Annotated in this window: 25 protein-coding genes and 1 pseudogene; 21 read left to right on the top strand and 5 right to left on the bottom strand. The window is 63.6% G+C overall.

Annotated features, from left to right (window positions below; translation table 11 throughout):
- Positions 1–84 precede the first annotated feature (84 nt).
- A complete protein-coding gene (locus QYH69_RS31755) occupies positions 85–975 on the top strand; it encodes a LysR family transcriptional regulator (protein WP_308835627.1) in 891 nt (296 codons plus the stop codon).
- Here the strand turns inward: QYH69_RS31755 and QYH69_RS31760 are convergent.
- Positions 956–1,936, bottom strand: coding sequence for a DUF72 domain-containing protein (locus QYH69_RS31760; RefSeq protein ID WP_308835628.1), 981 nt, complete (start codon positions 1,934–1,936; stop codon positions 956–958). The two genes, QYH69_RS31755 and QYH69_RS31760, sit on opposite strands and share 20 nt — an antisense overlap.
- A gap of 237 nt (positions 1,937–2,173) precedes the next feature.
- Between QYH69_RS31760 and QYH69_RS31765 the strand changes: the two genes are divergently transcribed.
- From QYH69_RS31765 to QYH69_RS31780, 4 genes are all read left to right on the top strand, one after another.
- Positions 2,174–2,686, top strand: a complete 513-nt coding sequence (locus QYH69_RS31765) for a hemerythrin domain-containing protein (RefSeq protein ID WP_308835629.1) — start codon at positions 2,174–2,176, stop codon at positions 2,684–2,686.
- 222 nt (positions 2,687–2,908) lie between these two features.
- Entirely contained in the window at positions 2,909–3,106 is a 198-nt protein-coding gene (locus QYH69_RS31770; protein ID WP_075161110.1) for a DUF3311 domain-containing protein, read from the top strand.
- Complete coding sequence (gene mctP, locus QYH69_RS31775) at positions 3,103–4,590, top strand: monocarboxylate uptake permease MctP (RefSeq protein ID WP_308835630.1); 1,488 nt, start codon at positions 3,103–3,105, stop codon at positions 4,588–4,590. Before QYH69_RS31770 ends, mctP begins: the two co-directional genes overlap by 4 nt.
- A 166-nt stretch (positions 4,591–4,756) precedes the next feature.
- The gene (locus QYH69_RS31780) at positions 4,757–7,354 is read left to right on the top strand and encodes a penicillin-binding protein 1A (protein ID WP_374992539.1); all 2,598 of its coding nucleotides are present in this window, start codon (positions 4,757–4,759) and stop codon (positions 7,352–7,354) included.
- 77 nt (positions 7,355–7,431) lie between these two features.
- On the opposite strand, the gene QYH69_RS31785 is transcribed toward QYH69_RS31780, so the two are convergent.
- A complete protein-coding gene (locus tag QYH69_RS31785; protein WP_308835631.1) occupies positions 7,432–8,352 on the bottom strand; it encodes a DUF72 domain-containing protein in 921 nt (306 codons plus the stop codon).
- 205 nt (positions 8,353–8,557) lie between these two features.
- Here QYH69_RS31785 and QYH69_RS31790 point away from each other — a divergent pair, with 205 nt between their 5' ends.
- From QYH69_RS31790 to QYH69_RS31830, 9 genes are all read left to right on the top strand, one after another.
- The gene (locus QYH69_RS31790; protein ID WP_308835632.1) at positions 8,558–9,967 is read left to right on the top strand and encodes a DUF2252 domain-containing protein; all 1,410 of its coding nucleotides are present in this window, start codon (positions 8,558–8,560) and stop codon (positions 9,965–9,967) included.
- Between the two features lie 91 nt (positions 9,968–10,058).
- Positions 10,059–10,310 (top strand): GlsB/YeaQ/YmgE family stress response membrane protein, encoded by a 252-nt coding sequence (locus QYH69_RS31795; protein ID WP_308835633.1) that lies wholly within the window; start codon positions 10,059–10,061, stop codon positions 10,308–10,310.
- 349 nt (positions 10,311–10,659) lie between these two features.
- Positions 10,660–11,454 carry an SDR family oxidoreductase gene (locus QYH69_RS31800; protein WP_374992541.1) on the top strand — a complete coding sequence of 265 codons (795 nt, stop codon included), beginning with the start codon at positions 10,660–10,662 and terminating at the stop codon, positions 11,452–11,454.
- Between the two features lie 8 nt (positions 11,455–11,462).
- Positions 11,463–11,684 (top strand): oxidoreductase-like domain-containing protein, encoded by a 222-nt coding sequence (locus QYH69_RS31805; protein WP_308835634.1) that lies wholly within the window; start codon positions 11,463–11,465, stop codon positions 11,682–11,684.
- Between the two features lie 107 nt (positions 11,685–11,791).
- Positions 11,792–12,649, top strand: a complete 858-nt coding sequence (locus QYH69_RS31810) for an NAD-dependent protein deacetylase (RefSeq protein WP_308835635.1) — start codon at positions 11,792–11,794, stop codon at positions 12,647–12,649.
- A gap of 73 nt (positions 12,650–12,722) precedes the next feature.
- Complete coding sequence (locus tag QYH69_RS31815; protein WP_308835636.1) at positions 12,723–13,334, top strand: pyridoxamine 5'-phosphate oxidase family protein; 612 nt, start codon at positions 12,723–12,725, stop codon at positions 13,332–13,334.
- Between the two features lie 35 nt (positions 13,335–13,369).
- Complete coding sequence (locus QYH69_RS31820; RefSeq protein WP_308835637.1) at positions 13,370–14,002, top strand: DUF938 domain-containing protein; 633 nt, start codon at positions 13,370–13,372, stop codon at positions 14,000–14,002.
- Positions 14,003–14,173: 171 nt separating this feature from the next.
- Complete coding sequence (gene gndA / locus QYH69_RS31825) at positions 14,174–15,586, top strand: NADP-dependent phosphogluconate dehydrogenase (RefSeq protein ID WP_308835638.1); 1,413 nt, start codon at positions 14,174–14,176, stop codon at positions 15,584–15,586.
- 297 nt (positions 15,587–15,883) lie between these two features.
- Positions 15,884–16,177, top strand: coding sequence for a DUF4148 domain-containing protein (locus QYH69_RS31830; protein WP_308835639.1), 294 nt, complete (start codon positions 15,884–15,886; stop codon positions 16,175–16,177).
- Between the two features lie 180 nt (positions 16,178–16,357).
- On the opposite strand, the gene QYH69_RS31835 is transcribed toward QYH69_RS31830, so the two are convergent.
- Together QYH69_RS31835 and QYH69_RS31840 are read right to left on the bottom strand one after the other, a co-directional pair.
- Complete coding sequence (locus QYH69_RS31835; RefSeq protein ID WP_308835640.1) at positions 16,358–17,107, bottom strand: DUF2968 domain-containing protein; 750 nt, start codon at positions 17,105–17,107, stop codon at positions 16,358–16,360.
- Between the two features lie 96 nt (positions 17,108–17,203).
- Entirely contained in the window at positions 17,204–17,524 is a 321-nt protein-coding gene (locus QYH69_RS31840; RefSeq protein ID WP_308835641.1) for a hypothetical protein, read from the bottom strand.
- Between the two features lie 186 nt (positions 17,525–17,710).
- Here QYH69_RS31840 and QYH69_RS31845 point away from each other — a divergent pair, with 186 nt between their 5' ends.
- The 3 genes from QYH69_RS31845 (at position 17,711) to ltaE (ending at position 20,332) form a co-directional block, all read left to right on the top strand.
- Positions 17,711–18,022, top strand: coding sequence for a cupin domain-containing protein (locus tag QYH69_RS31845; RefSeq protein ID WP_308835642.1), 312 nt, complete (start codon positions 17,711–17,713; stop codon positions 18,020–18,022).
- Between the two features lie 405 nt (positions 18,023–18,427).
- Positions 18,428–19,189 (top strand): peptidoglycan DD-metalloendopeptidase family protein, encoded by a 762-nt coding sequence (locus tag QYH69_RS31850; protein ID WP_308835643.1) that lies wholly within the window; start codon positions 18,428–18,430, stop codon positions 19,187–19,189.
- A gap of 138 nt (positions 19,190–19,327) precedes the next feature.
- Positions 19,328–20,332 carry a low-specificity L-threonine aldolase gene (gene ltaE, locus QYH69_RS31855; RefSeq protein ID WP_308835644.1) on the top strand — a complete coding sequence of 335 codons (1,005 nt, stop codon included), beginning with the start codon at positions 19,328–19,330 and terminating at the stop codon, positions 20,330–20,332.
- On the opposite strand, the gene QYH69_RS31860 is transcribed toward ltaE, so the two are convergent.
- Positions 20,317–21,738 (bottom strand): MFS transporter, encoded by a 1,422-nt coding sequence (locus tag QYH69_RS31860; RefSeq protein ID WP_308835645.1) that lies wholly within the window; start codon positions 21,736–21,738, stop codon positions 20,317–20,319. The two genes, ltaE and QYH69_RS31860, sit on opposite strands and share 16 nt — an antisense overlap.
- Positions 21,739–22,526: 788 nt before the next feature.
- On the opposite strand from QYH69_RS31860, the gene metG reads away from it, so the two are divergent.
- The 4 genes and pseudogenes from metG to QYH69_RS31880 all read left to right on the top strand — a co-directional run.
- Complete coding sequence (gene metG / locus QYH69_RS31865) at positions 22,527–24,053, top strand: methionine--tRNA ligase (protein ID WP_308835646.1); 1,527 nt, start codon at positions 22,527–22,529, stop codon at positions 24,051–24,053.
- A gap of 164 nt (positions 24,054–24,217) precedes the next feature.
- Positions 24,218–25,003, top strand: coding sequence for an N-acyl homoserine lactonase family protein (locus QYH69_RS31870; RefSeq protein WP_308835647.1), 786 nt, complete (start codon positions 24,218–24,220; stop codon positions 25,001–25,003).
- A gap of 49 nt (positions 25,004–25,052) precedes the next feature.
- A complete protein-coding gene (locus QYH69_RS31875) occupies positions 25,053–25,628 on the top strand; it encodes a DUF308 domain-containing protein (protein ID WP_374992542.1) in 576 nt (191 codons plus the stop codon).
- Between the two features lie 269 nt (positions 25,629–25,897).
- Positions 25,898–26,503 (top strand): annotated as a pseudogene (locus QYH69_RS31880) (hypothetical protein); the annotation flags it as partial.

Genomic DNA, 26,503 nt, shown 5'->3' on the forward strand with positions numbered 1-26,503 from the left:
GGAGGCTATAATCGACACTAAATGCGATTGACTGTCCTGATATAGTTGACAATAGAAGGCGAGACCGAACGGGAAGCCAAGCCGATGCAACTCGATGACCTGAGAATCTTTGTCGCGACCGTGGAGGCGCGCAATTTCACGGCCGCGGCAGACCGCTTGCAACTGTCGAAGCAGTTCGTCAGCCGCCGCGTGATGGCGCTCGAGGCGAGCCTTGGCGTGCGGCTGCTCGTGCGCAACACGCGCAAGCTCGCGGTGACCGACCTCGGCTACGAGTTCTACGAGCGCGCCACGCGCATCCTTGCCGATGTGTCCGACGCCGAACTGGCGATGTCGTCGCAGCGCGCGTATCCGCGCGGCCTGTTGCGCATCAGCGCGCCGTTGTCGTTCGGCATGGTCCACCTGTCGCCGCTCGTCGGCGCGTTTCTGAGCTCGAACCCCGAGGTGCGCATCGATATGGAACTGAGCGACCGTGTCGTCGATGTGGTCGGCGAGGGGTACGACATGGCGCTGCGCATCGGCACGCTCGCCGATTCGACGCTGATTGCGCAGAAGCTCGCGGAATTCCGCATGATCGCCTGCTGCAGCCCCGTCTACCGCGACACGCGGCGTCTGCCGATGACGCCGGCCGACCTCGCCCGGCACCCGTGCCTGCTGTACGGCGAGGAGGCGCGTACCGGATGGCGGTTCGACATCGACGGCGCGGTGCGCCATATCGAAGTGCACGGGCCGTTGCGCGCGAACAATGGCGAGGTGATTCGCGATGCGGCGATTGCGGGCACCGGCGTCGCGCTGCTGCCGGAATTCATCGTGGAGGGCGCGCTGAAGAGCGGGCAGCTCGTGCCGCTGCTCGAAGCGTTTGCGTCGCCGCCGATCACGCTATACGCCGTGTATCCGCAGCACCGGCAAAGCTCGGTGACGATCCGGGCCTTCACGCAGTTTTTGCGTGAACGGTTTGCTATGGCGCCGGGCGCCTGACCGGCACGCCCTGCTTGCGCCCTCTGTCTTCGGCGCTTGCCACGCCGCCGCGGCGCACATGAGGTATTTCAGGCTCGACGCCGAGCCGCTCCATCAGACGTTGCGCGTCGAACGGCGCCTCCGTTTTCGTGTCGTTGTCGAAGTAGCAGAAGACGTCGCGCGCCGAGCGCTTGCGCGGCGGCTTGTCAGGCGCGATCAGTTTCGCATCGGCCGGCTGGCCGCCGTGCGCCCATGCGTCGATGCGTTGCGCCCACGTGTCGAGCGCCGCGTCGTCGTACGAGCCCGAGTAGCGCGCGCTCGTGCCGTGCAGCCGCAAATAGACGAAATCGGCGGTCAGGTCGTCGACGTGCGGCCAGTCTTCGGTCGAGTCGGAAACCACGAGCGCCACGCCATGTTTGCGCAGCAGCGCAACGAACGCGGCGTCGACGAAGCTCGGATGCCGGATTTCGATCGCGTGCCGCAGGCGCCGCGGCCGGTCGATGGCGAGATACGGTTCGCGTACGCGCTTGTCGTGCCGGTGGGCGAGCTCGAGCGCGTCCTGCGTGTCGCGCGGCAGCATCGCGAGAAAACGCTCGAGGCGCTCCGCGTCGAAGCGAAACGAAGGCGGAAACTGCCAGAGAATCGGCCCGAACTTCTCGTTGAGCGCCAGCAGCCCCTGCGCGAAGAAATTCGCGAGGCCTGCGCGTGCGGCTTCGTCGCGAAAGCGCAGCATATGCGTGAGGTAGCGCGCGCCCTTCACGCTGAACACGAAATCGTCCGGCGTTTCGCCGTACCACTTCCGGTAACTGTCGATCGACTGCAGGCTGTAGTGCGTGCCGTTGATTTCGATCGTCTGCACCGCGCGCGACGCGAACTGCAATTCGTCCGCCTGACGAAGGCCTTTTGGGTAAAACGTGCCGCGCCATCCTTCATATCGCCAGCCCGATATGCCGATCTGAATTTTTGCGCTGCGCGTGGTCACGATTCATTGCTCCCGAGCGTAAGGCGATGGTGGTCGCCATGGTTGCGGGAACGGCGCAGCACGCTTTATTCCCGCGTGTATTCCCGCATGCCTCGCGCGCTGGGCAGCCGTGGAACGTCCCTTGCGCATTCTTTACGCGAGCGCCGTCGAAGGCGCTACGAACGCGCCATCAAGCGCACTCGCCAACCTCGGGCAAGCCCTACGGATGCGCCCGACACCGACCCCACAGGAGCCACGATGAGTACCGCTACCCCCGATAAAGCGACCACCGATGCGATTGCGCTGCTGAAAGAAGACCACCGCGCGGTCGACAAGCTGTTCGAGGCATTCGAACGCGCCGCCGATGACGACCTCGATGCGAAGGGCGCGCTGGTGCAGCGCGCGTGCGAGAAGCTGACCGTCCACGCCATGGTGGAGGAGGAAATTCTCTATCCGGCGGCTCACGACGCGCTGAGCGGCCGCGACGTGATCGATGTCGACGAAGCCTATGTCGAGCACTTTCTCGTCAAGACGCTGATCGCGCGCTTCGATACGCTGAAGCCGGGTCAGCGCGGTTTCGATGCGACCTTCAAGGTACTGACCGAGATGGTTCGCCATCACGTCGAGGAAGAGGAAAAGACGCTCTTTCCGGAGTTGCGCCAGAGCAACGCCGATCTCGGCGCGCTCGGCAAAAAGCTCGCGGCAAGAATGGAAGCGCTCGAACAGAAGCTCGAGGCGGCCGGCAGCCGGATGGTCGGCGACAAGACCTAGTGCCGGCGTAGCGATATGCGCGGCCCGCGGCTTACCCCCGCGGGCCGCGTCGCTTCATGATGCAGCGCACTAAACCGTCCCTTTACCAAACGTAGGCATTGACGAACAAATTCCTGGATAATGCGCGTACCTTTGCGCGGGGCTGACCGAACGGCGAGGCTCAGGCCTTGCCGCCGACGCGGGGAAAAATCGTTTTTCCTATATAAATCAAGAGGGACAATCGTGGAACCATCAGATCAGGCCGGCCGTTCATGGCTGTGGCTCATATTGCTGATCCCCTATATCGCGCTGTTGTGGTTGCCTTTCTATAACGACACGCGCCCATCTTTCGCCGGCTTTCCGTTCTTCTACTGGTATCAGTTCCTGTGGGTTCCGCTCACGTCGCTGCTGATCTACGTCGTCTACCGAGGTATCCGATGAGCGACCTGAACCCCGTCAACCCGGTTGCGATGACCGTCTTCATCGCCTTCTTCGTGCTCGTTACCGTGGTCGGCTTCCTCGCCGCGCGCTGGAAGCGCGGCGATCTCACGCAACTGCACGAGTGGGGCCTCGGCGGCCGCCAGTTCGGCACGATCATCTCGTGGTTCCTCGTCGGCGGCGACTTCTATACCGCTTACACGGTGATCGCGGTGCCCGCGCTCGTCTACTCGGTCGGCGCGTACGGCTTCTTCGCGCTGCCATACACGATCATCGTCTATCCGTTCGTGTTCGCGGTGATGCCGAAACTATGGAAAATCGCCCATGCGAAAAACCACATCACGGCAGCCGACTACGTGCACGGCGAGTACGGCGGCAAGTGGTTCCCGGCGGCGGTCGCGCTGACCGGCATCGTCGCGACGATGCCGTATATCGCGCTGCAGCTCGTCGGCATGCAGGTCGTGATCAAGGGCCTCGGCGTATCGGGCGAACTGCCGCTCGTCATCGCGTTCGTGATTCTCGCGCTCTACACGTACACGAGCGGTCTGCGTGCGCCGGCGATGATCGCGTTCGTCAAGGACATCATGATCTACATCGTAGTGATCGCGGCAGTCTGGCTGATTCCGCAGAAGCTCGGCGGCTACGGTCAGGTGTTCGATGCGGCCGATACGTTCTTCAAGGCGAAGGGCGGCGCGACCGGCATCATCCTGAAACCGACGCAGTTCACCGCGTATGCATCGCTCGCGTTGGGCTCGGCGCTTGCCGCATTCATGTACCCGCACACGATGACGGCCGTGCTGTCGTCGTCGTCGCCGCAGACGGTGCGCAAGAATGCGATCTTCCTGCCCGCGTACACGCTGCTGCTCGGCCTGATCGCGTTGCTCGGCTATATGGCGATCGCCGCCGGCATCCACGTGAAGTCGCCTTCGGACGTCGTGCCGACGCTGTTCGGCACGCTGTTCCCGTCGTGGTTCGTCGGCTTCGCCGCGGCCGCGATCGCGATCAGCGCGCTCGTGCCGGCCGCGATCATGTCGATCGGCGCGGCGAACCTGTTCACGCGCAACCTGTGGCGTCCGCTCGTGTCGCCGAACATGGCGCCTGCGCAGGAAGCGTCGACAGCCAAGTTCGTGTCGCTCGTCGTGAAGTTCGGCGCGCTGCTGTTTATCGTGTTCCTGCCGACGCAATACGCGATCGACCTGCAACTGCTCGGCGGCGTGTGGATTCTGCAGATCTTCCCGGCCATCGTCTTCACGCTGTATACGCGGCGCCTCAATACGCCGGGCCTGTTCTTCGGCTGGCTCGTCGGCATCGTGCTCGGCACGGGGCTCGCGATGTCGCAAGGTCTGAAGCCGGTGTTCACGCTGCATGTCGGCGATGCGAGCTGGCCGCTTTATATCGGCCTGATCGCGCTGGCGGCGAACATCGTCGTGACGTTCGTCGTGTCGGTGGTGACGCCGAAGCGCTCGGTAGTCAGCGCGAATGCCTGATCGTTAGCCGTCTGCGCGCACCGTGCCGAATCACAGCCGCCTTGGGGCGGCTGTTTTCGTTTTTGCGCATGCCGCACGTGTTGCGACCGTCGTTTCAACGCAAAAACGCGGGCATATGCGCGCTGGTTTGGTACGATGCAGCCTTTTCTGCCGACGGTAAGCCTGCGTGAAACGACCCATCGCGCCGTTCGTCCGTAGTTTCTGCGCGACGCTGCTCGACTTCCTCAAGCCCTACGCGATACGTGCGCTCGAGCGCGTGCGTCATCCGACGCGGCGCGGCGTCGCGCTGACGGTCGCCGCGGTGCCGGCGCTGATGCTGCTGTACGTGCTGATCCTGATTCCGTTCACGCCCGGCATCGGCGACATCCGCAAGGCGAAAGTCGAGCAGCCGGCCCAGGTGTTTTCGGCGGACGGCAAGCTGCTTGCGACATTCAAACCGTCGAACCGCGAATGGGTGAAGCTGCAGGATGTGTCGCCGCACGTGATCGACGCGCTGATCTCGACCGAAGACCATCGCTTCTACGAGCACCACGGCATCGATTTCAAGCGCACGGCGTCGGCCGCGCTGCATACGTTTTCGGGCGATCGCCAGGGCGGCTCGACGATCACGCAGCAACTCGCGCGCAATCTGTATCCCGACGAAATCGGCCGCGCGCCGACGCTCACGCGCAAGATCAAGGAAGCGATCACGGCCTTCAAGATCGAAGCGGTCTATACGAAGAGCGAGATTCTCGAAACCTATCTGAATACGGTGCCGTTCCTGTACAACGCGTACGGCATCGAAATGGCCGCGCGTACCTATTTCGACAAATCGGCGCACGACCTCACGGTGATCGAAAGCGCGACGCTGATCGGCATGCTGAAGGGCAACAGCTACTACAACCCGGTGATCAATCCTGAGCGCGCGTTGCAGCGCCGCAATATCGTGCTCGCGCAGATGGTGAAGTATCAACGGCTTACTCCGGCTGCGTTTCAGACGCTGCAGCGCCGTCCTCTCGGCGTCGATTTCGAGCGCCAGACGGAGCCGCCGGGCCCGGCGCCGCATTTCGCGCAGCAGTTGCGCAAGTGGCTGATCGCGTGGGCCGACGCGAACGACTACAACATCTATTCGGACGGCCTGATTGTTCGCACGACGCTCGATTCGCGCCTGCAGACGATGGCGACACAGGCGCTGGTCTGGCAGGGCAACCAGCTGCAATCGGTGGCGAATTCGGTGTGGGGCACGCGTCACGCGTGTTCGGCGCATCAGGACGTGTTCACTGCGTTCGTGCGCGAGACGCCCGAGTATCGCGCGGCCAGGCAGTCGGGCCTCGCCGACGACGTTGCGCTCAAACAGGTCGAATCGGACCGTCACCTGATGCAGTCGCTGTGCGATGACAAGACGCGCGTACAGGCGGCGTTCATCGCCATCGATCCGCGCGACGGCGAGATCAAGGCCTATGTGGGCAGCCGCGATTTCAGCGACGATCAGTACGATCACGTGCAGCAGGCGCGGCGCCAGCCGGGCTCGACGTTCAAGCCGTTTGTGTATGGCGCGGCATTCGAAAACGGCGCGAAGCCCGACGACACATTCGTCGATCAGCCCGTCGAAATCACGCTGGCGGGCGGCGAAATCTGGAAACCGAACGACGATACGCCGCCAAGCGGCCGGCCAGTCACGCTGCGCGACGCGCTCGCCTATTCGAAGAACCGCATCACCGCGCAGCTGATGGAAAAAGTGGGGCCGTCGAAGGTGGCGCGGCTCGCCTATTCGATGGGCGTGCGCGACAGCCGGCTCGACGCCGTGCCGTCGCTTGCGCTCGGCACGAGCCCGGTCACGCTGAAGGAAATGGTATCGGCGTACAGCACGATCGCTGACCGCGGCGCCTATATTCCGCCGATGTTCGTCACGCAGATCGAAGATCGCGACGGCCACGTGCTCGCGCAATTCCGCCCCGCGCGGCCCGAGCAGACATTGCCGCCGGCCGCCGCGCAGACGCTGCTCGACGTGATGCGCGACGTGGTCGACAAAGGGACGGGCAGCGCGATCCGCACGCGCTTCGGCATTCGCGGGGACGTGGCGGGCAAAACGGGCACGACGCAGGACGATGCCGACGGCTGGTTCATCCTCATGCATCCGCAACTGGTGGCGGGCGCGTGGGTCGGCTTCAACGACAGCCGTGTGACGCTGCGCAGCGATTACTGGGGGCAGGGCGCGCATAGCGCGCTGCCGCTCGTCGGCGATTTCTTCCAGCGCGCGCTGCGTTCGCGGCTCATCGATCCGCGTGCGAAGTTCGTCGAGGAGAAGCAGACGGGTGTGTTCGATTCGCTGCGTGCGACGCTGAGTACGTGGTGGGGGCGTCTGTTCGGTGCGGACAACAAGCCCGCGCCGCAGAAGGAGACGCCGCGCGCGCCGCGCCGGGCGCCGGCGACGGTTGCTACGCCGGCCGCACCCGCAGCGCCCGCGCCTGTTGCGTCCGCATCGGCTGAGCCGCGCGACGTCGAGCCGCCGCAGATCGTCGCGCCCCAAGGCGCGTCGGTGCCGCCGCTCTTGTCGCCGCCTGGTGCGGCGGCCGGGGCGCAGAATGCGCAGGGCGCGGCAGCTGCGAGCGGCACGGCCGCGGGCGTGTCGATGTCCGGTTCGGCGGCGCCGGCTCCGAATGCGCCTGGCACGACGCCGTCTGGACCGACGTCGCTCGACCAGTGGATCAATCAACACACGAACGGCGAGCACACGAACGGCGCGGCGGCGCCATCAGGTGCGTCGGGCGCCGGAACGCAATAACGCGCCGTAGCGCCGTAGCAGCGCGCGCCGTTCCGTCGGCAATCTGATGGGTACGGCGCAGGCAAGCCTGCGGCGCCTCATCCAAACTCGAAGCCGGATCCGGACCCCGCATAACGCTGCCCGAGCAGCCGCATCATCGTCAACCCGTTGCGTTGTGCCGAGTCTTCGAAGCAGTTGTTGAACACGACGTCGGTGCGGTCCGCTCGTTTCCCGATCTCGCGAATCGGGATGATCAGCTCTTCGAGTTCTTCATCGCTGTAGTCGTAATTGAAGCGCCCGGACGCGGTCGTGCTGCCCGACCATGTCTCGGCGTTGCGGCCATGCAAACGCACGATCGCGAGCCGCGGCGACGTGACCTCCCACACGGTATGCGCACGCGTCGTCACGTCGGGCGCATCCATGATCACATGCACGAGCCCACGCTCGCGTTCGAATGCGAGCGTCGAGGCGCGGTGCCGATCGTCGAACCAGCTTGCGTTGCGAAACTCGAACGCGGTCAGATAAGGCGCCATGCGGTCCGCGCAATGCGCGACATGCGCCTTGTCGCGCGACGCGGTGGTGATCCACGGCGCGAACTGGAACAGCACCGCGCCGAGCTTGCCGGCCGCGCGCAACGGCTCGAGCGCTTCAAAAAAGCGCGCCCATAGCTCGTCGATGATATCGGGCGGAATGTCCCGGTAATAAAGGTTCTTTTTGCCCGTTTTCGGCAGCGCCTGCTGGATATCGGGCGGGAAGAACTTCGGCTCGGTCTGGTGCCCGGTAAAGAGCCGGAACGCCTTCATGTTGAACGTGAAGCCCGTGGGAGTGCGTTGCGCCCACAGCGCGCTATTGGCCGCGCTCGGCATCGCGTAGTACGACGCATCGACTTCGACCATCGGAAAATGTTCGGCGTAAAAGCGCAGCCGCGCCTCGGCGCTCGTGCAGCCCTTCGGATAGAACTTGCCGGACTTGATCAGCGTGGCGTCCGTCCATGACGCGGTACCGACTTCGATCGACATGTTGCACTGCTCCATGGGTGTGGCTGATGCCTCGGTGACGGTTATCGTTCTTGCATCGTACTGCACTGCGTGTGTGCGCGGTTCAAGCTCAGGTTTGTCAAAGATGGTTAGCCAACGCTGTTGCCAGAGCGATTGTTGCTAGAATTCCACAGGCTTCATTCAATGGCTATCCGCGGCACGTCGATCAACAAGAACGGAGAGGCGCATGGAGGGCAGCACCATCGCGGAACGGGAAGCCGCCGGCCGGACCGCACGCGAGCACTCGAAACGCTCGAGCCATCGCACAGTCGGCGAGATCCGCCGCGACCCGCTCGAACTGCTTGCGCAAAGCAGCGCCGGCCGCATCGAGCGGCTCGTGCCGCTGCGCTACGGCCGCATGGCCGCGTCGCCGCTCGCCTTCTTTCGCGGCAGCGCGATCCTGCAGGCGCACGATCTGGGCCAGCTGCCGCACACGTCGCTCGTGCAGCCGATCTGCGGCGATAGCCACCTGTTGAACTTCGGCGGCTTCGCAACGCCTGAGCGGCACCTGATTTTCGACGTCAACGATTTCGACGAAACCGCGCACGGCCCGTTCGAATGGGATCTGAAGCGCCTCGTGGCGAGCTTTACGGTCGCGGCGCGTCAACTCGGATTCAGCCGCGGCGCGGCGCACGATACGGCGATGTCGGCGGTGCTGCAGTACCGCGACCGCATGGCGCAATATGCGCAGTCCGGCACGCTCGAACTCTGGTACGAGCGCATTACGTTCGATCGCATGATCGAAGCCGCGTTGACGCCCGAAGGGCGTCGCCGGATTCGCCGCGGCATGGAAAAGGCGGCGGCCCGCACGCACGACAGCATGCTCGACAAGATCGCGGAGCGCGTCGGCGACCGCTTCGCGATGCGCGATATGCCGCCCGGCCTGTTTCATGTGCACGGCGCGAACACGCTGTTTGCGCATGACGACGACTGGTTTCGTCTCGGCGACTGGAACAAGCTCGTCGACCCTGTCTACGCCGACTATCTGCACACGTTGCCGCCCGACCGGCGCGAACTGCTCGAGCGGTTCACCATTCAGGATCTCGCGTTCAAGGTCGTCGGCGTCGGCAGCGTCGGCACGCGCTGCCTCGTGCTGCTCGCGACCGATGCGGCCGGCAGGCCGCTTTTCCTGCAGGCGAAGGAGGCGCGGCCTTCCGTCGTCGCGCGCTACTTCAAGTCGAAGGAGCCGCGTCACGAAGGCGAGCGCGTCGTGCGCGGGCAGCAGATGCTGCAGGCGGCCAGCGATATTTTTCTCGGCTGGGCCACGGGCCCTGGCGGGCGTCCGCTTTATGTGCGGCAATTGCTCGACATGAAGCTGTCGCTGAACGTCGAACTCGTCGATGCCGAACTGCTTGCCGGCTATGCACGCGTATGCGGCTGGGCGCTTGCGCGAGCGCATGCGAAAGCGAGCGGCAAGGCGATTGAGATCGCCGCCTACATCGGACGCAACGACCAGTTCGCCGAGGCGCTCGCCCAGTACGCTTCTGCCTATGCGGACCAGGTCGAGCGCGACTACGATGCATTCGTGAGAGCATGCCGCAGCGGCGCGCTCGACGCGCGCACCGATGAAGACTTTGCCGCCGATTTCCGCGTATAGATTCCGTATGCGGACGCGCTAACCGATTGTTTCACGGCACGCCGTGCCATTTGGCCACGACAGGTGGCCTTCATCAAAGAGGGAGGTGCATATGCTTTCATTCATCGGTACGTTGATCGTCGGTTTGGTCGTCGGACTGATTGCGCGCGCGATCAAACCTGGCGACGACAAGATGGGTCTCATCATGACGATCATCCTCGGCATCGCGGGCTCGCTGATCGCGGGCTACATCGGGCGTGCCGCCGGGTGGTATCAGCCGGGGCAGGGCGCGGGGTGGATCGCGTCGGTGATCGGCGCGATCGTGCTGCTCGTTATTTACGGGTTGATCCGCAAACGCATGTAGCGCAGGCGGGGGGGCGATGAACCGTGTACTTGCCGCGCATGCGCGTTGCTTCTTCTTGCGTTGCCGGCGAGACTGCGCAGCGCGTGCGGATCGGTGATCATGTGCTTCGTCGGCGCCCCCGGGTAAGCGGCAATCAATTCGCGAACCGGGGCGGCGCAAACATGCGCGAGGCGTTTTTCCCGTAAAACGCTTTGCGCGTCAACCACGCATGCATCGCGGCAAGGCCGTGCGCGAATTGTGTTCCGTCGTGCGCGGCGCGCATGATCGATGCATCAGTCGAGCACCGCGTGCTCAACCGAAGGAGGCCACAGTGGCTGAACATAGCGCGGACGATGTCCGCGAAGCACAGATGGCGTTCGGTGCGCAGGATGCACCGGAAATCCGGCAAACCGCGGTCGGCAAGGTGGCGCTCGTCACCGGCGCGGGCAGCGGCATCGGCCGCGCGACGGCGCGCAAGCTGTTCGAACATGGCTATAGCGTCGTGCTGACGGGCCGCCGGCAGCAGCCGCTCGACGAACTGGCGGCCGAGGCGCTCGCGGGCGGCTTCGACGCGTTGGCGCAGGCGTGCGATGTGGCCGATGCGGACGGCGTCGCCGCGCTGTTCGACGCGATCCGCGTGCGCTACGGGCGGCTCGACGTGCTGTTCAACAATGCGGGACGCGGTGCGCCGCCGGTCGAGATCGACGCGCTCGCCATCGAAGACTGGCGGGCTGTCGTCGATACGAATCTCACTGGCGTGTTCCTCTGCACGCGCGCCGCCTTCGCGATGATGAAAGCGCAAATGCCGCGCGGCGGGCGCATTATCAACAACGGCTCGATCTCCGCGCATGCGCCGCGTCCGTACAGCATCGCCTACACGGCGACGAAGCATGCGATCACCGGGCTCACGAAGTCTGTTTCGCTCGACGGACGTCCGTACGACATTGTCTGCGGGCAGATCGATATCGGCAACGCCGCGACCGAGATGGCCGCGCGCATGGCCAGGGGCGTACCCCAGGCGAACGGGCAGGTGGCCGTCGAACCGCTGATGGATGTCGAACATGTGGCCGATGCGGTGCTGCATATGGCGGATTTGCCGCTGTCGGCGAACGTGCAGTTCATGACGATCATGGCGAGCAAGATGCCGTTTGTCGGTCGCGGGTGAGGGGCGGCGTGAACGCGAGGGCCGGTGATCAGGTTCGCAAGTCCCGACGCAAGGCGGCGCCGGCAGCGCAAGACGACCCGCCGCCCGAGCCGCCCGTTCGTCCCTGCGCCGACGACTGCTGCCGCAGCGGCTGCGATCCCTGTGTGTTCGATCTGTACAATGAGGCGCTGGAGCGCTATCGCGCCGCGCTCGCCGCGTGGCAGAAGCGGCATGGCAGCGGTGCGCGATAGTGCATGTGCGATAGCGTTTGCAAGCCTGACTCGCGCGGTTTGAACGCCGTGCCCTGTTCGTGCTCGGTTTGCCTTTTGCTTTGCGTTTAGCTCTGCAGCTGCGCTTTATGACAGAACTTGCCGCCCCACCTATCGAATCCGACACTCTCCACGCGCTGCACGACTTCGTCGCGCGCTATCCGCGCCTGTTCGTGCTGACGGGCGCCGGCATCAGCACCGACTCCGGCATTCCGGGCTATCGCGACGAAAACGGCCAATGGAAGCGCTCGCCGCCGATCACGCTGCAGGAGTTTCTCGGCGCCGATGCCTCGCGCCGCCGCTATTGGGCGCGCAGCATGGTCGGCTGGCCGGTCGTCGGCGAGGCGCAGCCGAACGCGGCGCATCGCGCGCTCGCGCGGCTCGAGGCGGCGGGGCATATCACGGCGCTCGTCACGCAAAACGTCGACGGATTGCATCAGCGCGCCGGCAGCAGCAGGGTGATCGAACTGCACGGCAGCATCGGTGCGGTGACGTGTCTCGATTGCGGTGCGCAGCATGCGCGCGCGTCGATTCAACAGATACTCGAAGCGGAAAATCCGGCGTTGCTCGAAGCGCAAGCCGAACCGGCCGCGGACGGCGATGCGCATCTCGAATGGCACGCACTCGATTCGTTCCGTGTGCCGGCGTGCACGCATTGCGGCGGTCTGCTCAAACCGTCGGTGGTGTTCTTCGGCGAGAGCGTGCCGCGCGAGCGCGTCGACGCGGCGGCACGCGCGCTCGATGAAGCGGATGCCTTGCTGGTCGTCGGTTCGTCGCTGATGGTGTATTCGGGTTATCGCTTTTGCGTCTGGGCTCGGCAGAAGGGCAAGCCGATTGCCGCGATCAACCTCGGGCTCACGCGTGCGGATCCGTTGCTGACGCTGAAAATCGCGGCGCCGTGCAGCGAAACCTTGACCGCGCTCGCGGCGCGGCTCGCAAGCACTTGAGACGCAGCGATCTTTGCGGGAACGACGCAACAGAAACGCCGTAACGGCACCACGCAAACATGGAGACGGAACGATGTCGACGCTGACGACGATCGAAGCACTCGAAGCGATTTACGGTTCGCCGCACGAACGCTCGGTGCGCAAGGAAATCACGTTCGTCAACGAAGACTATCGTGCGTTTATCGAGCACGCGCCGCTCGTCATGCTTGCGACGAGCGGTCCCGACGGGCTCGACTGCTCGCCGCGCGGCGATGCGCCGGGCTTCGTGCGGATCGTCGATGACCGCACGCTTGCGATACCGGACCGCATCGGCAATAACCGCATCGACAGTCTGCGCAATATCGTCGCGAATCCGCAGGTCGGCCTGCTGTTTATCGTGCCGGGCGTCGGCGAGACGCTGCGCGTGAACGGCCGCGCGCGCATCAGCATCGACGGCGAATGGCTCGACAGCTTTGCAGTGAACGGCAAACGGCCTCGCACCGTGCTGATCGTCGATATCGATGCGGTCTACTTTCACTGCTCGAAGGCGCTCGTGCGCTCGAAACTGTGGGATCCGTCGCGCCACGTCGAGCGTACGCAGCTGCCGAGCGCCGGCGAGATCCATCGACGCCTGAACGGCCCGTCATTCGATGCCGACGCCTACGATCGCGACCTCGTGGAAAGACTGCGCACGAGCCTCTACTGACGCATATCGAACCCACCTCACGGGGCAAGACAGCTATGACCTCCACCGATTCGACTCACCGGTCCGCCGATTTGCGCGAGCACTCGCCGTCGGCCGAGCGCAATCGCGACGCGATTCTCGCCGTGCTGCGCACGGTCTTGCCGCCACGCGGCACCGTACTCGAAATCGCGAGCGGCACGGGCCAGCATGCGATTCATTTTGCCGCAGCGTTTCCTGGCGTCGACTGGCAGCCGAGCGACGCGGACCCGGGTGCGCGCGCGTCGATCGAGGCGTGGACGGCGCTCAGCGGTCTGACGAATATCCGGCCGCCGCTCGATCTCGACGTTTGCCGCACAACGTGGGGCATCGATACCGCGCAAGCGCTGCTTTGCCTCAACATGATTCATATCTCGCCGTGGGCGGCCACCGAAGCGCTGATCGACGGCGCGTCGCGTGTGCTCGGCGAGCGCGGCGCGGTGCTCTTCCTGTATGGCCCGTACCGGCGCGGCGGCGCGCATACGTCGCCGTCGAACGAAGCATTCGATCAGCACCTGAAGAACCGCAACCCGGCATGGGGTGTGCGCGACATGGAGACGGTCGTGCAGCTTGCCGATGCGGCCGGGTTCGCGTGCGACGAGCCGATCGCGATGCCTGCGAACAACTTCAGTCTCGTGTTCCGGAAACGCTGATGCATGGCGCAAGTCTCACGCAGCGGCCGAGGCGCGTGCGCCGTGCCGGATGCGGCAATCTGAACGCAGCTTGAGCATTTCTTTTATCCTTTCATCCTTGACGCCGCGCGCGCCTTGCACGCAACGCAGGTCCGCGCGGCTTGACGTCACCCGGAAATCTGGAGAACTCACATGGGCAAACAGGCAATCGGCGTAGTGGGGCTAGCGGTCATGGGCCGCAATCTGGCGCTCAACATCGAAAGCCGCGGTCACGCGGTTTCCGTATTCAACCGGACGCGCGAGAAAACCGACGAGCTGATCGCCGAGTTTCCCGACCGCAAACTCGTGCCGACTTTCACGATGGAAGAATTCGTCGCGTCGCTCGAAAAGCCGCGCCGCATCCTGCTCATGGTCAAGGCCGGCGCGCCGACCGACGCGACGATCGCCGCGCTGCAGCCGCTGCTCGAGAAAGGCGACATTCTGATCGACGGCGGCAACACACACTTCACCGACACGATTCGCCGCAACCAGGATCTCGCGAAAGCGGGGCTGCATTTCATCGGCACGGGCGTCTCGGGCGGCGAGGAAGGCGCATTGAAAGGCCCGTCGATCATGCCGGGCGGCCAGCGCGACGCGTACGACCTCGTCGCGCCGATCCTCACCGAAATCGCCGCGAAGGCGCCCGACGACGGTGAGCCGTGCGTCGCCTACATGGGGCCGGACGGTGCGGGCCACTTCGTGAAAATGGTGCACAACGGCATCGAATACGGCGATATGCAATTGATCGCAGAGAGCTACGCGGTGCTCAAGCAGGTGCTGGGCCTCTCGAACGAGGAGCTGGGCCGCGTCTATACCGAATGGAACAAGGGCGAGCTCGACAGCTATCTGATCGAAATCACGTCGAAGATCTTCAGCAAGAAAGACGACGCGACGGGCAAGGATCTGGTCGACATCATTCTCGACCGCGCCGCGCAAAAGGGCACGGGCAAGTGGACGAGCCAGAACGCGCTCGACCTCGGCGCGCCGCTGCCGCTGATTACCGAAGCCGTGTTTGCGCGCGTGCTGTCGTCGCTGAAGGACCAGCGAGTGGCCGCGAGCAAGGTGCTCGAGGGGCCGAAGACGAAGCCGTTCGCCGGCGACCGCGAAGCGTTTATCGAATCGGTGCGGCGCGCCCTGTACTTCAGCAAGGTGATTTCGTACGCGCAGGGCTTCGCGCAACTGCGCGCGGCGTCCGAAGAGTACGACTGGGATCTCGACTACGGCACGATCGCGAAGATTTTCCGGGCCGGCTGCATCATCCGCGCGCGCTTCCTGCAGAAGATCACCGATGCTTATACGAAGGACAAGGCGTTGGCGAACCTGCTGCTCGACCCGTACTTCCGCGATATCGCGGCGAACTATCAGGGCGCTTTGCGCGATGTCGTGACGGCGGCAGTGGCAGCGGGTGTGCCGGTGCCGGCGTTCTCGTCGGCGATTGCGTACTTCGACGGCTATCGCTCCGAGCGTCTGCCGGCCAATCTCGTGCAGGCGCAGCGCGACTTCTTCGGTGCGCATACGTTCGAGCGCATCGACAAGCCGGGCAGCTTCCACGCCGAATGGGCGTAGAGGGCGACGGGTTCGATCATTCGCGTTTGCTTCGACGCGCAAGCGCGAAGACGGCGGGGCCACTGACGAGTGGCCCCGTTGTTTTTCCTGGCGGCCACTTTGAGGCGATCATTGTTGCGTTCCAAATTATGAGATAACAAAAAACATTGTTTGACGACGCAATTATTGCGTAAATAGGAATGCTGTATCGACAGACTAGGTATTTACCCTAGTCGCACCCTTCCGTAGACTTTATTCAACGCCCCGAACTTCACGTTCCCGGCACACCTAAAAATGAAGTCTCGGAGGTTATAAGTCATGAAAAAGCTCATTCCCGCGGTGCTCGTTGCTACGCTTCTCGCCGCACCTGTTGCATCGTTCGCGCAGTCCGCGCAGTCGAGCCAGCCGGTGACACGCGCGCAAGTGCGTGGCGAACTGATCGCGCTGGAGAACGTCGGCTATGACCCGCTGAGCGACCGCCAGGATTATCCGCGCAACATTCAGGCAGCCGAAGCGCGTCTGCAAGCGCAGCGTGCGCAACACGCCGTCGCGCGCGGCGATACGAGCGGCTACGGTGTGCAAGAAATCGGCACGTCGCAAGCGGGCCATTGAACCCGAGCGCGGAAGTGATCGGCGCGGCGACCGAAATGCCGCCGCGCCGCTGAAGCAGAATGAAGAACGAACGCCGGCCGGCGTAATCTGGCCGGCGTTTTTCATGTACGCATGTGTTGTGCTGGAGTGTTTTCGCACGTGCGCATGCAAGCCTGTACGTCGGCTTGCGCGCCGGCCGCGCTAGCGATTCGTCAGATGCGGCACGCCATCGTGCGCGGCCAGATCGAGTTGATGGATCTGCCGGTGCACCTTGTTCAATTGCGCTTGCGCCGCGACACGCTGCGCTTCGAGTTGCGCGACCTCGCGGCGCACCTGATGCTGGCGGCTCGTTACCGCCTGCTCCTGGGTTGCCGATCGCTGCAGCGCCTTGCGCAACTGCTCGGCCTGCGCTTCCGATTGCGCGATCAGCTTCGTCAACTGCTCGTTTTGCGCTTCGAGTTGCGCGCGGCGCGTCTGCCCGTCGGCAAGACGCATTGCCTGCTGCTCGAACTGGTAGAAGATGCCTTGTGCCGCATCGAGGTCGTTCGCTCTCAATGCGCGCCACGGTGTGCCGTCCTGATACAGCGCAACGTAGTACTTCAACTCCTTCGCGTGAAACAGCAGACTCGCCGAATAATCGAACGCGCGAAACACGCGAAACGGCGTCAGCGCGCCGGCCTCGGCGAGCCACTCGATCTCTCCCGGATCGGCGAAGTGCGCGATGCGCCCGTTCGCTTGCGACGGCATTGCGGGCATCGGGTGCAAGGTCGCCACCGGCCGCACGGGCCGTTCGGCCGTATGGCCGGACGAAGTAGACGAAGCGGACCGCGCATCGTGCACAGGCGCGTCGGCGATCGCGTCGGCCGATATCGACGCGCTTCGATCGATGCGCACGAGATGCGCGATGCCATCGGTGGGCACGGTGCGGCGACGGTTCAGAAGCAGCTTCAAGGCATCACCTCCATATTCGTGCGGATAGCTAACTAATTGGTCGATGCTGCAACGTAAGGAGACTTCTGGTTCAAACGGGCCGGATGAGGCGGCGTGTCAGTGCAATGTGCGCTGTGGGCGCGTGATTTCGTCGAATAGCGCCTGGCTCGGTTCGAGTGCGAAGAGCCACGATTCGTCGTAGCCGCTCAAGGTATCGAGCGCATCGCGCAGACGTTCGATCGCAACTGCGGAAATTTCGACGGTCGCCTCGACGCCGCTCGAGAGACGCGACACGCTGGCAAGCTGCACGAGCGCGTCGGCCGCCTCGGCGACATCCGCTGCGAACACGAGATGCGTGTTCAACAGTTCGACGAGACTGGGCGACGACGCAACCTCGTCGACGCTGAGCTGCACAGCCAGAAACATGGCTTTGTTCATGCTCGAACTCCTCATGGACAGGACGTTGCGGCGGCTTGCTCGCCCGCTGTGCATTGCGGCAGCCTGATCCAGTATAGGCGAGCGGCGTGTGGAAGCAATGGTCGCACGAATCCGGATGCCGCGGGCGCCGACCTTTGCGGCCCTATAATGTCCGGGCCCGCAACATCATCGTCAGGCGTGGCTACCATGAAGATTATCCGCAGCCGCGGCTTTACCGCGGAACGCCCGTGGGGTGCGCTCGATATCGCGAACATGAACGGCATCACGACGCGCTTGCACTGGACCGATCAACCATACAAGTGGCATATCAACGACGGGGAAGAGGTATTCGCCGTGCTCGATGGCCGCGTCGAGATGCGGTACCGCGAAAACGGTGTCGAGCAGACGACCATGCTCGAGACTGGGGACGTGTTCCATGCGTCGACCGGCACCGAACATGTCGCGCACCCGGTGGGCGAGGCGCGTATTCTCGTTGTCGAATCGGAAGGCAGCGTATAGCGCTGCAAAACGGCCTGCAAAGCGATGTGACGCTTCGCGGTCGGATGCGATGGGTAATTGATCTGCAATGCAAACGATAGTTTCCGCGCAGAAGGCCGGATGAGCGAGGCTAGCCGAGCGGATCGATCGTCGTTCGACGTCCGCGGCGTCCGCGATGTCCGCGACGTTTTCGACGTTTTTGACGCGCCCGGGAAATGCGAGCGCGGAGCGGGAACGGAAAGTGCGAATGCAGGGCGGGCATCGCGCGAGCCGCGCGGCGAATGCGCGGCAGGCATGCAGGAACGCCTGACAGCGACACCGCCAAAGTTCACGAAGTTCGTGCGCCGCCGCGCGTGACGATGGCCGTCAAGCGACGGCATAATGGCTTTTCAACGTTCGTTTCCGACCGTGTCGAGGATTATAAAAATGACCGGCAAGTGGCATACCGCACATAGGCAAGTCTGGATTCTGCGAGCTTCCGTTTTTTCCCTGGCGACGTTGCTCTGCGCGTGCTCCTCGTTCACGTCGCCGTGGGAAAGCAATCCGCCGCCAACCACGATCGGCACGCGCTCGGCGACCGGCGGTGCGGCGTCGACCGGTGTCCCGGCAGGGTTCTACCGCGTGAATCCCGGCGATACGTTGCAAAGCATCGCCGGCGCGTTCGGCCAGCGTCCGCAAGACCTCGCGAGCTGGAACGGCATGAACATGGAAACGTCGGTCACGCCGGGGCAAGTGCTGCGCGTGTCGCCGCCTTCGCTCACGCCGGGCGCGGCCGCGGTGCCGCCGGTCGGCGCGCCGCAGCCGCCTTCGTCGGCGGCGGCGCAGCAGGGCATCCTTGCATGGCCGCTGCGCGGTCCGATACTGAAGCGCTTCGTGCCCGGCAAGACGAACGGCATCGTGATCGGCGCGCGCGTCGGCGAAACGGTCAGAGCGGCCGCCGCGGGTCGCGTCGTCTATGCGGGCACCGGCATTCCCGCGTACGGTCCGCTCGTCATCATCAAGCACAACGACTCGCTGATTACCGCTTACGGCCAGAACAGCAAGCTGCTCGTGCAGGAAGGCGACGCCGTCACGCAAGGGCAGCCGGTGGCCGAGGCCGGCCAGGACAGCAACAATGTCGGATCGATCCAGTTCGAAGTGCGCCAGGACGGCCGCCCCGCCGATCCGCTTGCATGGTTGCCGCGTTAGGCGGCACCCGTTTCTTCACGAACCGCATCGTCTCGCGTCCGGTTCGCGTCGTTAAGAGTTGATACACTCGCGCATTCAAGTCATGTTCGCGGCGCCCGGTGCGCGCCGCGACTTCCGCCATCCTTACAGGAAAAGTCCATGATCGATTTGCGCAGCGATACCGTTACCCGGCCGGGCAAGGCCATGCTCGCCGCCATGGCGTCCGCCGAGGTCGGCGACGACGTCTGGGGCGACGACCCGACCGTCCTGCGCCTGCAGGCAACCGTCGCCGAGCGCGCCGGCAAGGAGGCCGGACTGTTCTTTCCGAGCGGCACGCAAAGCAACCTCGCGGCGTTGATGGCGCATTGCGCGCGCGGCGACGAATATATCGTGGGCCAGGCCGCGCACACGTACAAATACGAAGGCGGCGGTGCGGCTGTGCTCGGCAGCATCCAGCCGCAGCCTATCGAAAACGCGCTCGATGGTTCGTTGCCGCTCGACAAGATCGCGGCGGCGATCAAGCCGATCGACGATCACTTTGCGCGCACGCGATTGCTGGCGCTGGAAAACACGATCGGCGGCAAGGTGTTGCTCGCGGGATATGTCGCCGAGGCGACGCAGTTCGCGCGCGATCGCGGCCTCGCGACGCATCTGGACGGCGCGCGCGTGTGCAACGCCGCGGTGGCGTCGCAAAAGCCGATCGAGGCCCTATGCGCGCCGTTCGACTCGGTGTCGATCTGTTTTTCGAAGGGGCTGGGTGCGCCGGTCGGTTCGGTGCTCGTCGGCAGCAAGGCGCTGCTCGAGAGCGCGCATCGCTGGCGCAAGGTGCTCGGCGGCGGCATGCGGCAAGCGGGCGTACTTGCGGCCGCTTGCCTCTATGCGCTCGAACATAACGTCGAGCGTCTCGCCGAAGATCACGACAATGCCGCGCATCTGGCCGCCGGCCTTGCGCAGATCGGCGCGATCAAAATTCAATCGCAGGCGACGAACATGGTGTTCGCGCAGATGCCGCACGAGCATTGCGCGCCGCTCGAAGCGTTCCTGAAAGAGCGCGGCATCCTCACGCAGATGCTGTACGCGTCGCGCTTCGTCACGCACATGGATGTTTCGCGTGCCGATATCGATACGTTTATCGCCGCGGTAAAGAGCTATTTTGCGCGCTGACCGCCTGGTTCTACGGGCGCCGCAGTTTGTGCGTGCGGCTGCGGCCCGGCAACGCCTTCGCGTTGCTTTGCGCGATGTGAAGGCGCGAAGAGCCGCAAGCCGCTGACGATGCTCGCGGCGCCCGCGAACACGGCGCCAGTCGCGAGCGCCAGCGTCGGTCCGTGACGGCCGGCAATACCGAAGCTCAACGCGACCAGCGCGGCGCCCGTGGTCTGTCCGAGCAGACGCGCGGTTGCGATGATGCCGCTGGCGCCGCCGCTGCGCTCGCGCGGCGCGCTCGCCATGATCGCCTTCAGATTCGGCGACTGGAAAAAGCCGAAGCCCGCACCGCATACACACATGCGTAGCGTGATGTCGAGCACCGACGGGTGCGGCGGCAGCAACGCGAGCGACACCATTCCTGCGCTCAACACCGCAAGCCCGATCGCGCCGAGCAGGCCCGGCGGATAGCGGTCGGACATCCGGCCGGCGAACGGCGCCGCGAGCGCCACGACTACCGACCACGGCGTCATCAGAAACCCCGTTTCAACCTGGCTGCGCTGCAGAACCGTTTCGAAATAAAACGGCAGCGACACGAACGCGAGCCCTTGCGCGGCGAACGAACAGACGGCCGTCACTGCTGAAAGCGCGAACACAGGCCGCTTGAACAGATCGACAGGCAGCATCGGCGCCGGGTGTCCTGCTTCGCGCTTCACCATCAAGGCCCCGAACACGAGCGCAATCGCGGCCGCTATCAGCACGACATGCGCCGACGCGCGCTGCGTGGCTTCCGCGAGCGCGAAGATCAGCGCGGCAAACATGACGACATTGAGCACCGCCGCGACGGGATCGAACTGGTGCTTGCCACGCGCGGTGTTCGGCAAGCCTGGCAGCGCAAACGAAATGGCGAGGATGCCGAGCGGCACGTTGACCGCGAAAAGCCACGGCCAGTTAGCCACCGAAAGGATCAATGAAGCGACGGTCGGCCCCGCGGCAAACGAGACGCCGACGACGAGCGCGTTCAGGCCGAGCCCGCGCCCGAGCCGATGCGGCGGATAGAGCGATTGAATCAATGCCGAATTGACGCCCATGATCGCCGCGGCGCCGACGCCCTGCGCAACGCGCGCGACCGCCAGGAACGGCAGGGTCGGCGACAGCGCGCAGCCCAGCGACGCCGCCGTGAAGAGCGCAATGCCGCTGATGTATACGCGCCGATGGCCGATGATGTCGCCGAGCGCGGCGAGCGGCAGCAGCGTCGAGACCATCGCGAGCTGATACGCGTTGATGATCCACACCGATGCGGCTGGCTTCGCGTGCAGATCGGCGCCGATAGCGGGTAGCGCGGTGTTGGCAATCGCGGTGTCGATCGACGCGAGCGAGACCGACAGCATGATGGCGACGAGCGCGAAGCGCAGGCCAGTGGACATCGATTGATCCGCGACGCGGATCGGATTGGGGGCGGGGTCGTGTGCGGACAAAACCGGGCTCTGCAGGAAGTGGCGGGGGCGGCGAGCCGGCGTTGGATCGGGATGCGAAACAGCAGCGCGGCGCGAACTTCGCAATTGTTGCAGACGCGCGAAATTCTTGCTGGATTGCGCGCATCGCGCGCGTCAATCGACGGAGCTATGAAAGGCTTTTGCAAGCGAAGTATTGCCGCGAGCGTTCGGTCCGATGCGATTCGACGCTGAGGTGAACGACGCCTCGCGGCAGCGCGTAGCCTTTGGGCGGCGAGTTAACCAGAGCCGAGCGGTGCGTCCGACAGGTTGTTTCGGAGCCACTGTTCGAGCGAACTGTTTTGCGGCTCCTCGGCCAACTGCCGCTTCAAGCCACGCACCGTCCATTCGTTGCGGCGGACCTTGACGCCGAGCACCCTGTCAAGCTTTATACGAACGAAGCGAGGGTTGAAAATATCGCGCTGTATACGCGTATAGGCTATGCCGAAACCATCGCGTGGAGTAAAACGGTTGCGCCGGGTCTACATGGGCAAGCGCGTCGACGGCACTGCTGGACACGCGTTAGATTAGCTGGCACGATGCATCGCATACGGAAGATCTTCCGGTTCGCCATCGTATTCGGTCAAATGAAAATTCAATTGTTCAAAGCCTTCGCTCAGTCGATGCATATGCCGCACGGAACGTCATCTCCCGGGCGCTAAAAGCTATTTGCTTTTAAAAAAGGACGCCACGGGCGTCCTTTTTTGTTTTCTGGAGCGGTAATGAGCTATCGATACATCACGACGCCAATTTACTACGTGAATGACCGGCCTCATCTCGGTCACGCCTATGCGAGCATCCATGCGGACATCATGGCGCGCTACCTGCGCGCGGCCGGCCATCAGGTACTGCTGCTCACCGGCGCCGACGAGCATGGCGAAAAGATTGCCAAAGCGGCGCTGCAGGCCGGTGAAGCTCCGCATGCTTTCGCCGAACGCCACGCAAGAGCGTTTGAAGAAGCGTGGCGGCGCCTCGCGGTCGCGCCCGATCTATTCGTTCGTACCACGGCGCCTGCGCATGCCCGGGTCGTGTCCGAGTGCCTCACGCGTCTTTACGAGGCCGGCGAAATCTACCTTGCCGACTATGAGGGCCTTTACTCGGTCGGGCAGGAGCGGTTTGTCACAGACAAGGAACTGGTGGACGGCAAGCTTCCGGAAGATAAGGAACCGCCGGTATTGCGCCGCGAACCCAACTATTTCTTCCGCATGGAGGCGCACCGCGAATGGATGCGCCAGTTGCTTCTCGACAGGCCGGATCTGATCCAGCCCGCGCAATATCGCAACGAGGTGCTCAAGCTTCTCGACGAGCCGATAGGTGACCTCAGCATCTCGCGCCCCAAGGATCGCCTCGATTGGGGAATTCCCGTTCCCTGGGATGCGGGGCACATTACCTATGTCTGGTTCGACGCTTTGCTTGGCTATGTTTCGCCGTTGGGCTACCCCGACCAGCGCGCGTTTGCCGACTATTGGCCATCGGTGCGGCATATGATCGGAAAAGACATACTGCGCACGCATACGCTTTTCTGGCTTGGCATGACACACGCATTGGGAATCGCGCCGTACGCGCGTCTGCACGTTTCCGGACACCTGCTTGGCGCCGATGGCCGCAAGATGAGCAAGTCGCTTGGCAACGGAGTCGATCCGCTGGAAGCGGCGCACAGGTACGGCGTCGATACACTGCGCTACACGCTGGTCCGCGAAGTCAGTTTTGGCTTTGACGGCATAGTGAGCAATGCCGTGATCGAGCAGCGGCTAAACCGCGACCTCGCCGACAATCTCGGCAACCTCGCAGCGCGTACCCTGGCCATGGTGACGAAGTATCGCGACGGTATGGTTCCGGCACCTCGCACCTATGACGGGGCCGAAACAGCCATCATCGAGAGGGCGGGACAGTTGCCGGGCATTGTTCTGGCCTTGGTGGAAGAGATGAAAGTGGGCCGCGCGGCGGAACAGATCATGGAGTTCGTGAGCCAGCTTAACGGCTACGTCGCGAGCAGCGCGCCATGGCTGCTCGCGAGGAATTCCGAGACATCCGATCGGTTGAGTACGGTGCTCTATACGCTGCTCGAGGCGCTATACAGCGTGTCCGATCTGTTGGCTCCAGTGATGCCGGGCAAGATGCGCGAGTTGCGACTTTTGCTTGGCGCTGCCGCGGAGCCGGGCTGGAATGTGTCTTGGGGCGCAGGCGTTGAACCGGGAAGCCGTGTCTCGGAGGGCATCCTTTTCCCAAAGCAGTACGAAGCGGACTAGCGGTGGGGATCACCTGCGCCGGTATCGGTCAAATGACCGATACCGCAAAAGCGATTCGCCTGCGAAACTTGTCCTCAGTCGAACGCACCTGAAGCGGTGGACAGACTTCTCAAACCGAAGATGTGCGCGGGCAATCGGCAGACGTGCTCGAGAGCGAGGAAATCATGACGCAAGATCAGGCGGCAATCGAACGACTCTATATTCTCGACGGCGGCGTTGCGCAGGTCGACGATGCATCGATCTATTCTCCGGGCGTCGACGTCGGCAAGCCGATGACGTTAAGCTGCAACGCCTATCTGCTCAGGCATCGCGGCGAATGGATGCTGTGGGATACCGGTACGCAAGACGATCTGATCGATGAGCCGCAAGGGCGCGTCATTGCCCACGGCATTCGCGGTACGGTAAGCCGAACGATCGCGTCGCAATTGCGCGCCATAAGCGTTCATCCGGACGAAATCGGTACGCTTGCGATCTCGCATGCGCATTACGATCACGTTGGCAATTGCCGGCTGTTCAGGAGCGCGAGATGGATTGCGCAGAAGGCCGAATACGAGGCGATGTTCGGTGCAAACCCGGACGCTTACGGCTTCAGGCCTGAGTTGTACGAGTCGCTGCGCGACAACGAGATCGAGCGGATCGAAGGTGATCACGATGTCTTCGGCGATGGCGCGGTCCGCATCATCTCCACACCGGGGCACACGCCCGGTCATAGCTCGCTGCTGGTCACGCTGCCGGACGCGGGGCGCATTCTGCTGAGCGGCGATGTTGCTCACAACCGGCGCAATTTTGGTTGCCGTTGCGTTCCCGCGTTCAACGCGAATGCGCTTCAGTCGATCGCGTCGATGAACAAGGTCGATGAACTGTTGGAGTCGGAGGGCGCGACGCTATGGGTCAATCATGACGTCGTGCAGAACGGCACGCTGCCTCACGCACCTCAATGGATAAGGTAAGCGAACAGTTGTATCGAATACGTAACTTAGGACTCGAACAGGAACATGGATCATGGATCGTAACGTTGATATTTCGCACGCCGCCGGGCAGCGCTGGTTAAAGCATTATTACTTTTTAAGGGCAGCGTTTTCGATCGTCTGGGTGGCGCTCGCCTTTGTTGTCGGTCAGCATGAGCCCGGCATCGCGGCCGCTTTGCTCGTTGTCTATCCTGCATGGGATGCGCTTTCCAACTACCTGGACATGTCGCGTAGCGGCGGAGCAGTGCAAAACCGCGTGCAAGCGATCAACGTCGTCGTGAGTCTCGCGGTAACGGTGGCGGTGATTGTGGCGCTGCGCGGGAGTATGGCCGGTGTGCTCCAGGTGTTTGGCGTTTGGGCGATTCTCTCCGGGCTGCTGCAGCTCGGCACTGCAGTGCGCCGCTGGAAGGAGTTCGGAGCGCAGTGGGCGATGATTCTGAGCGGCGCGCAATCGGCTTTGGCGGGCGGCTTCTTTATCGCGCAGGCTCAAGCGCAAGTGCCGGAAGCGATCGTCAAGATAGCCGGCTACGCGGCGGTGGGCGCCATTTACTTCCTGATCTCCGCGGTTTGGCTAACCGTTAGCGAGATGCGACGCAAAGTCGCTTGACCGGAAATCCGGCGATCCATTCTTTAGTTATGGATACCACTCGGATATCGCGGCGGGTGCCTGAGGTCCGGGTTGCACCGCAAGCGGCCTCGGCCTTGCCGATCGCCGCGGGCTCGCCTTCTGTTTCCAAACTAATGTATTACTCATAGCTGTCAATATAGTTTCATATTCATTTCATAGCATGCTCGTGTTTCCCCGAGGCGGCTATGGACTTGTTCGGTCCTGTCGGCGTACCCGCTACTACTTCAACCCGGACCCCCCAAGAGAATATGGACCAGCACTTCGATTCGTCGCGCCGAAAGGCACTCAAACTGATCGCCGGCGCCCCGATATTGCCGCTCGGCGGCGCGCTTGCCGCGTCGCCGCTACTTGCCGCCTGCGGTGGCGACGATACGCCGACAGCAAGCGAGGCTGCACCCGTTACCCGCGCCGCATTCTCGTCGGCCTCGTTCAATAGCATGCCGGCGCCGACGCTTGACAATCCTGCCGCAATGGCGCAGACGACCGTCGGCTCGACACTGACCGCGCGGTTTGCCGACGGCAGCAGCATCGACTACAAGCTCGCGTATCAATCGTTTTTCACGACTGGCGACATAGTTGCGAATACGCTGGGCGGTACGATCATCGCCGGCGGCTACTACGACATCAACAACCAGCCGATCATCGACCGCTCGAAGCCCGGCAGCGAGCGTCAGTTCTTCTCGAATTGTCCCGATGGCACGTCGCTGCTCAAGCTCGACAATCCGACCGTACGCGGCGTAAAGGGCAATGCGGTGTTCGCGGTCGTCCAGTTCGAATACACAAGTCGGAGGCCAAGCGGTCTTAGGAAGACAAAACATTCTACCAACTCCTTGGCTCACAGAACGACATGGCTA

It is taken from the genome of Paraburkholderia sp. SARCC-3016, from assembly GCF_031119615.1.
In the GTDB taxonomy this organism is placed as follows: Bacteria; Pseudomonadota; Gammaproteobacteria; order Burkholderiales; family Burkholderiaceae; genus Paraburkholderia.

Coding starts and splice junctions, on each gene's coding strand:
- QYH69_RS31800 (WP_374992541.1), top strand. CDS start 10,660: ATGGCGTTCGGTGCGCAGGATGCACCGGAAATCCGGCAAACCGCGGTC.
- QYH69_RS31845 (WP_308835642.1), top strand. CDS start 17,711: ATGAAGATTATCCGCAGCCGCGGCTTTACCGCGGAACGCCCGTGGGGT.
- mctP (WP_308835630.1), top strand. CDS start 3,103: ATGAGCGACCTGAACCCCGTCAACCCGGTTGCGATGACCGTCTTCATC.
- QYH69_RS31850 (WP_308835643.1), top strand. CDS start 18,428: ATGACCGGCAAGTGGCATACCGCACATAGGCAAGTCTGGATTCTGCGA.
- QYH69_RS31860 (WP_308835645.1), bottom strand. CDS start 21,738: ATGTCCACTGGCCTGCGCTTCGCGCTCGTCGCCATCATGCTGTCGGTC.
- QYH69_RS31790 (WP_308835632.1), top strand. CDS start 8,558: ATGGAGGGCAGCACCATCGCGGAACGGGAAGCCGCCGGCCGGACCGCA.
- QYH69_RS31755 (WP_308835627.1), top strand. CDS start 85: ATGCAACTCGATGACCTGAGAATCTTTGTCGCGACCGTGGAGGCGCGC.
- QYH69_RS31830 (WP_308835639.1), top strand. CDS start 15,884: ATGAAAAAGCTCATTCCCGCGGTGCTCGTTGCTACGCTTCTCGCCGCA.
- QYH69_RS31795 (WP_308835633.1), top strand. CDS start 10,059: ATGCTTTCATTCATCGGTACGTTGATCGTCGGTTTGGTCGTCGGACTG.
- gndA (WP_308835638.1), top strand. CDS start 14,174: ATGGGCAAACAGGCAATCGGCGTAGTGGGGCTAGCGGTCATGGGCCGC.
- QYH69_RS31765 (WP_308835629.1), top strand. CDS start 2,174: ATGAGTACCGCTACCCCCGATAAAGCGACCACCGATGCGATTGCGCTG.
- QYH69_RS31870 (WP_308835647.1), top strand. CDS start 24,218: ATGACGCAAGATCAGGCGGCAATCGAACGACTCTATATTCTCGACGGC.
- QYH69_RS31785 (WP_308835631.1), bottom strand. CDS start 8,352: ATGTCGATCGAAGTCGGTACCGCGTCATGGACGGACGCCACGCTGATC.
- ltaE (WP_308835644.1), top strand. CDS start 19,328: ATGATCGATTTGCGCAGCGATACCGTTACCCGGCCGGGCAAGGCCATG.
- QYH69_RS31810 (WP_308835635.1), top strand. CDS start 11,792: ATGACAGAACTTGCCGCCCCACCTATCGAATCCGACACTCTCCACGCG.
- metG (WP_308835646.1), top strand. CDS start 22,527: ATGAGCTATCGATACATCACGACGCCAATTTACTACGTGAATGACCGG.
- QYH69_RS31815 (WP_308835636.1), top strand. CDS start 12,723: ATGTCGACGCTGACGACGATCGAAGCACTCGAAGCGATTTACGGTTCG.
- QYH69_RS31840 (WP_308835641.1), bottom strand. CDS start 17,524: ATGAACAAAGCCATGTTTCTGGCTGTGCAGCTCAGCGTCGACGAGGTT.
- QYH69_RS31820 (WP_308835637.1), top strand. CDS start 13,370: ATGACCTCCACCGATTCGACTCACCGGTCCGCCGATTTGCGCGAGCAC.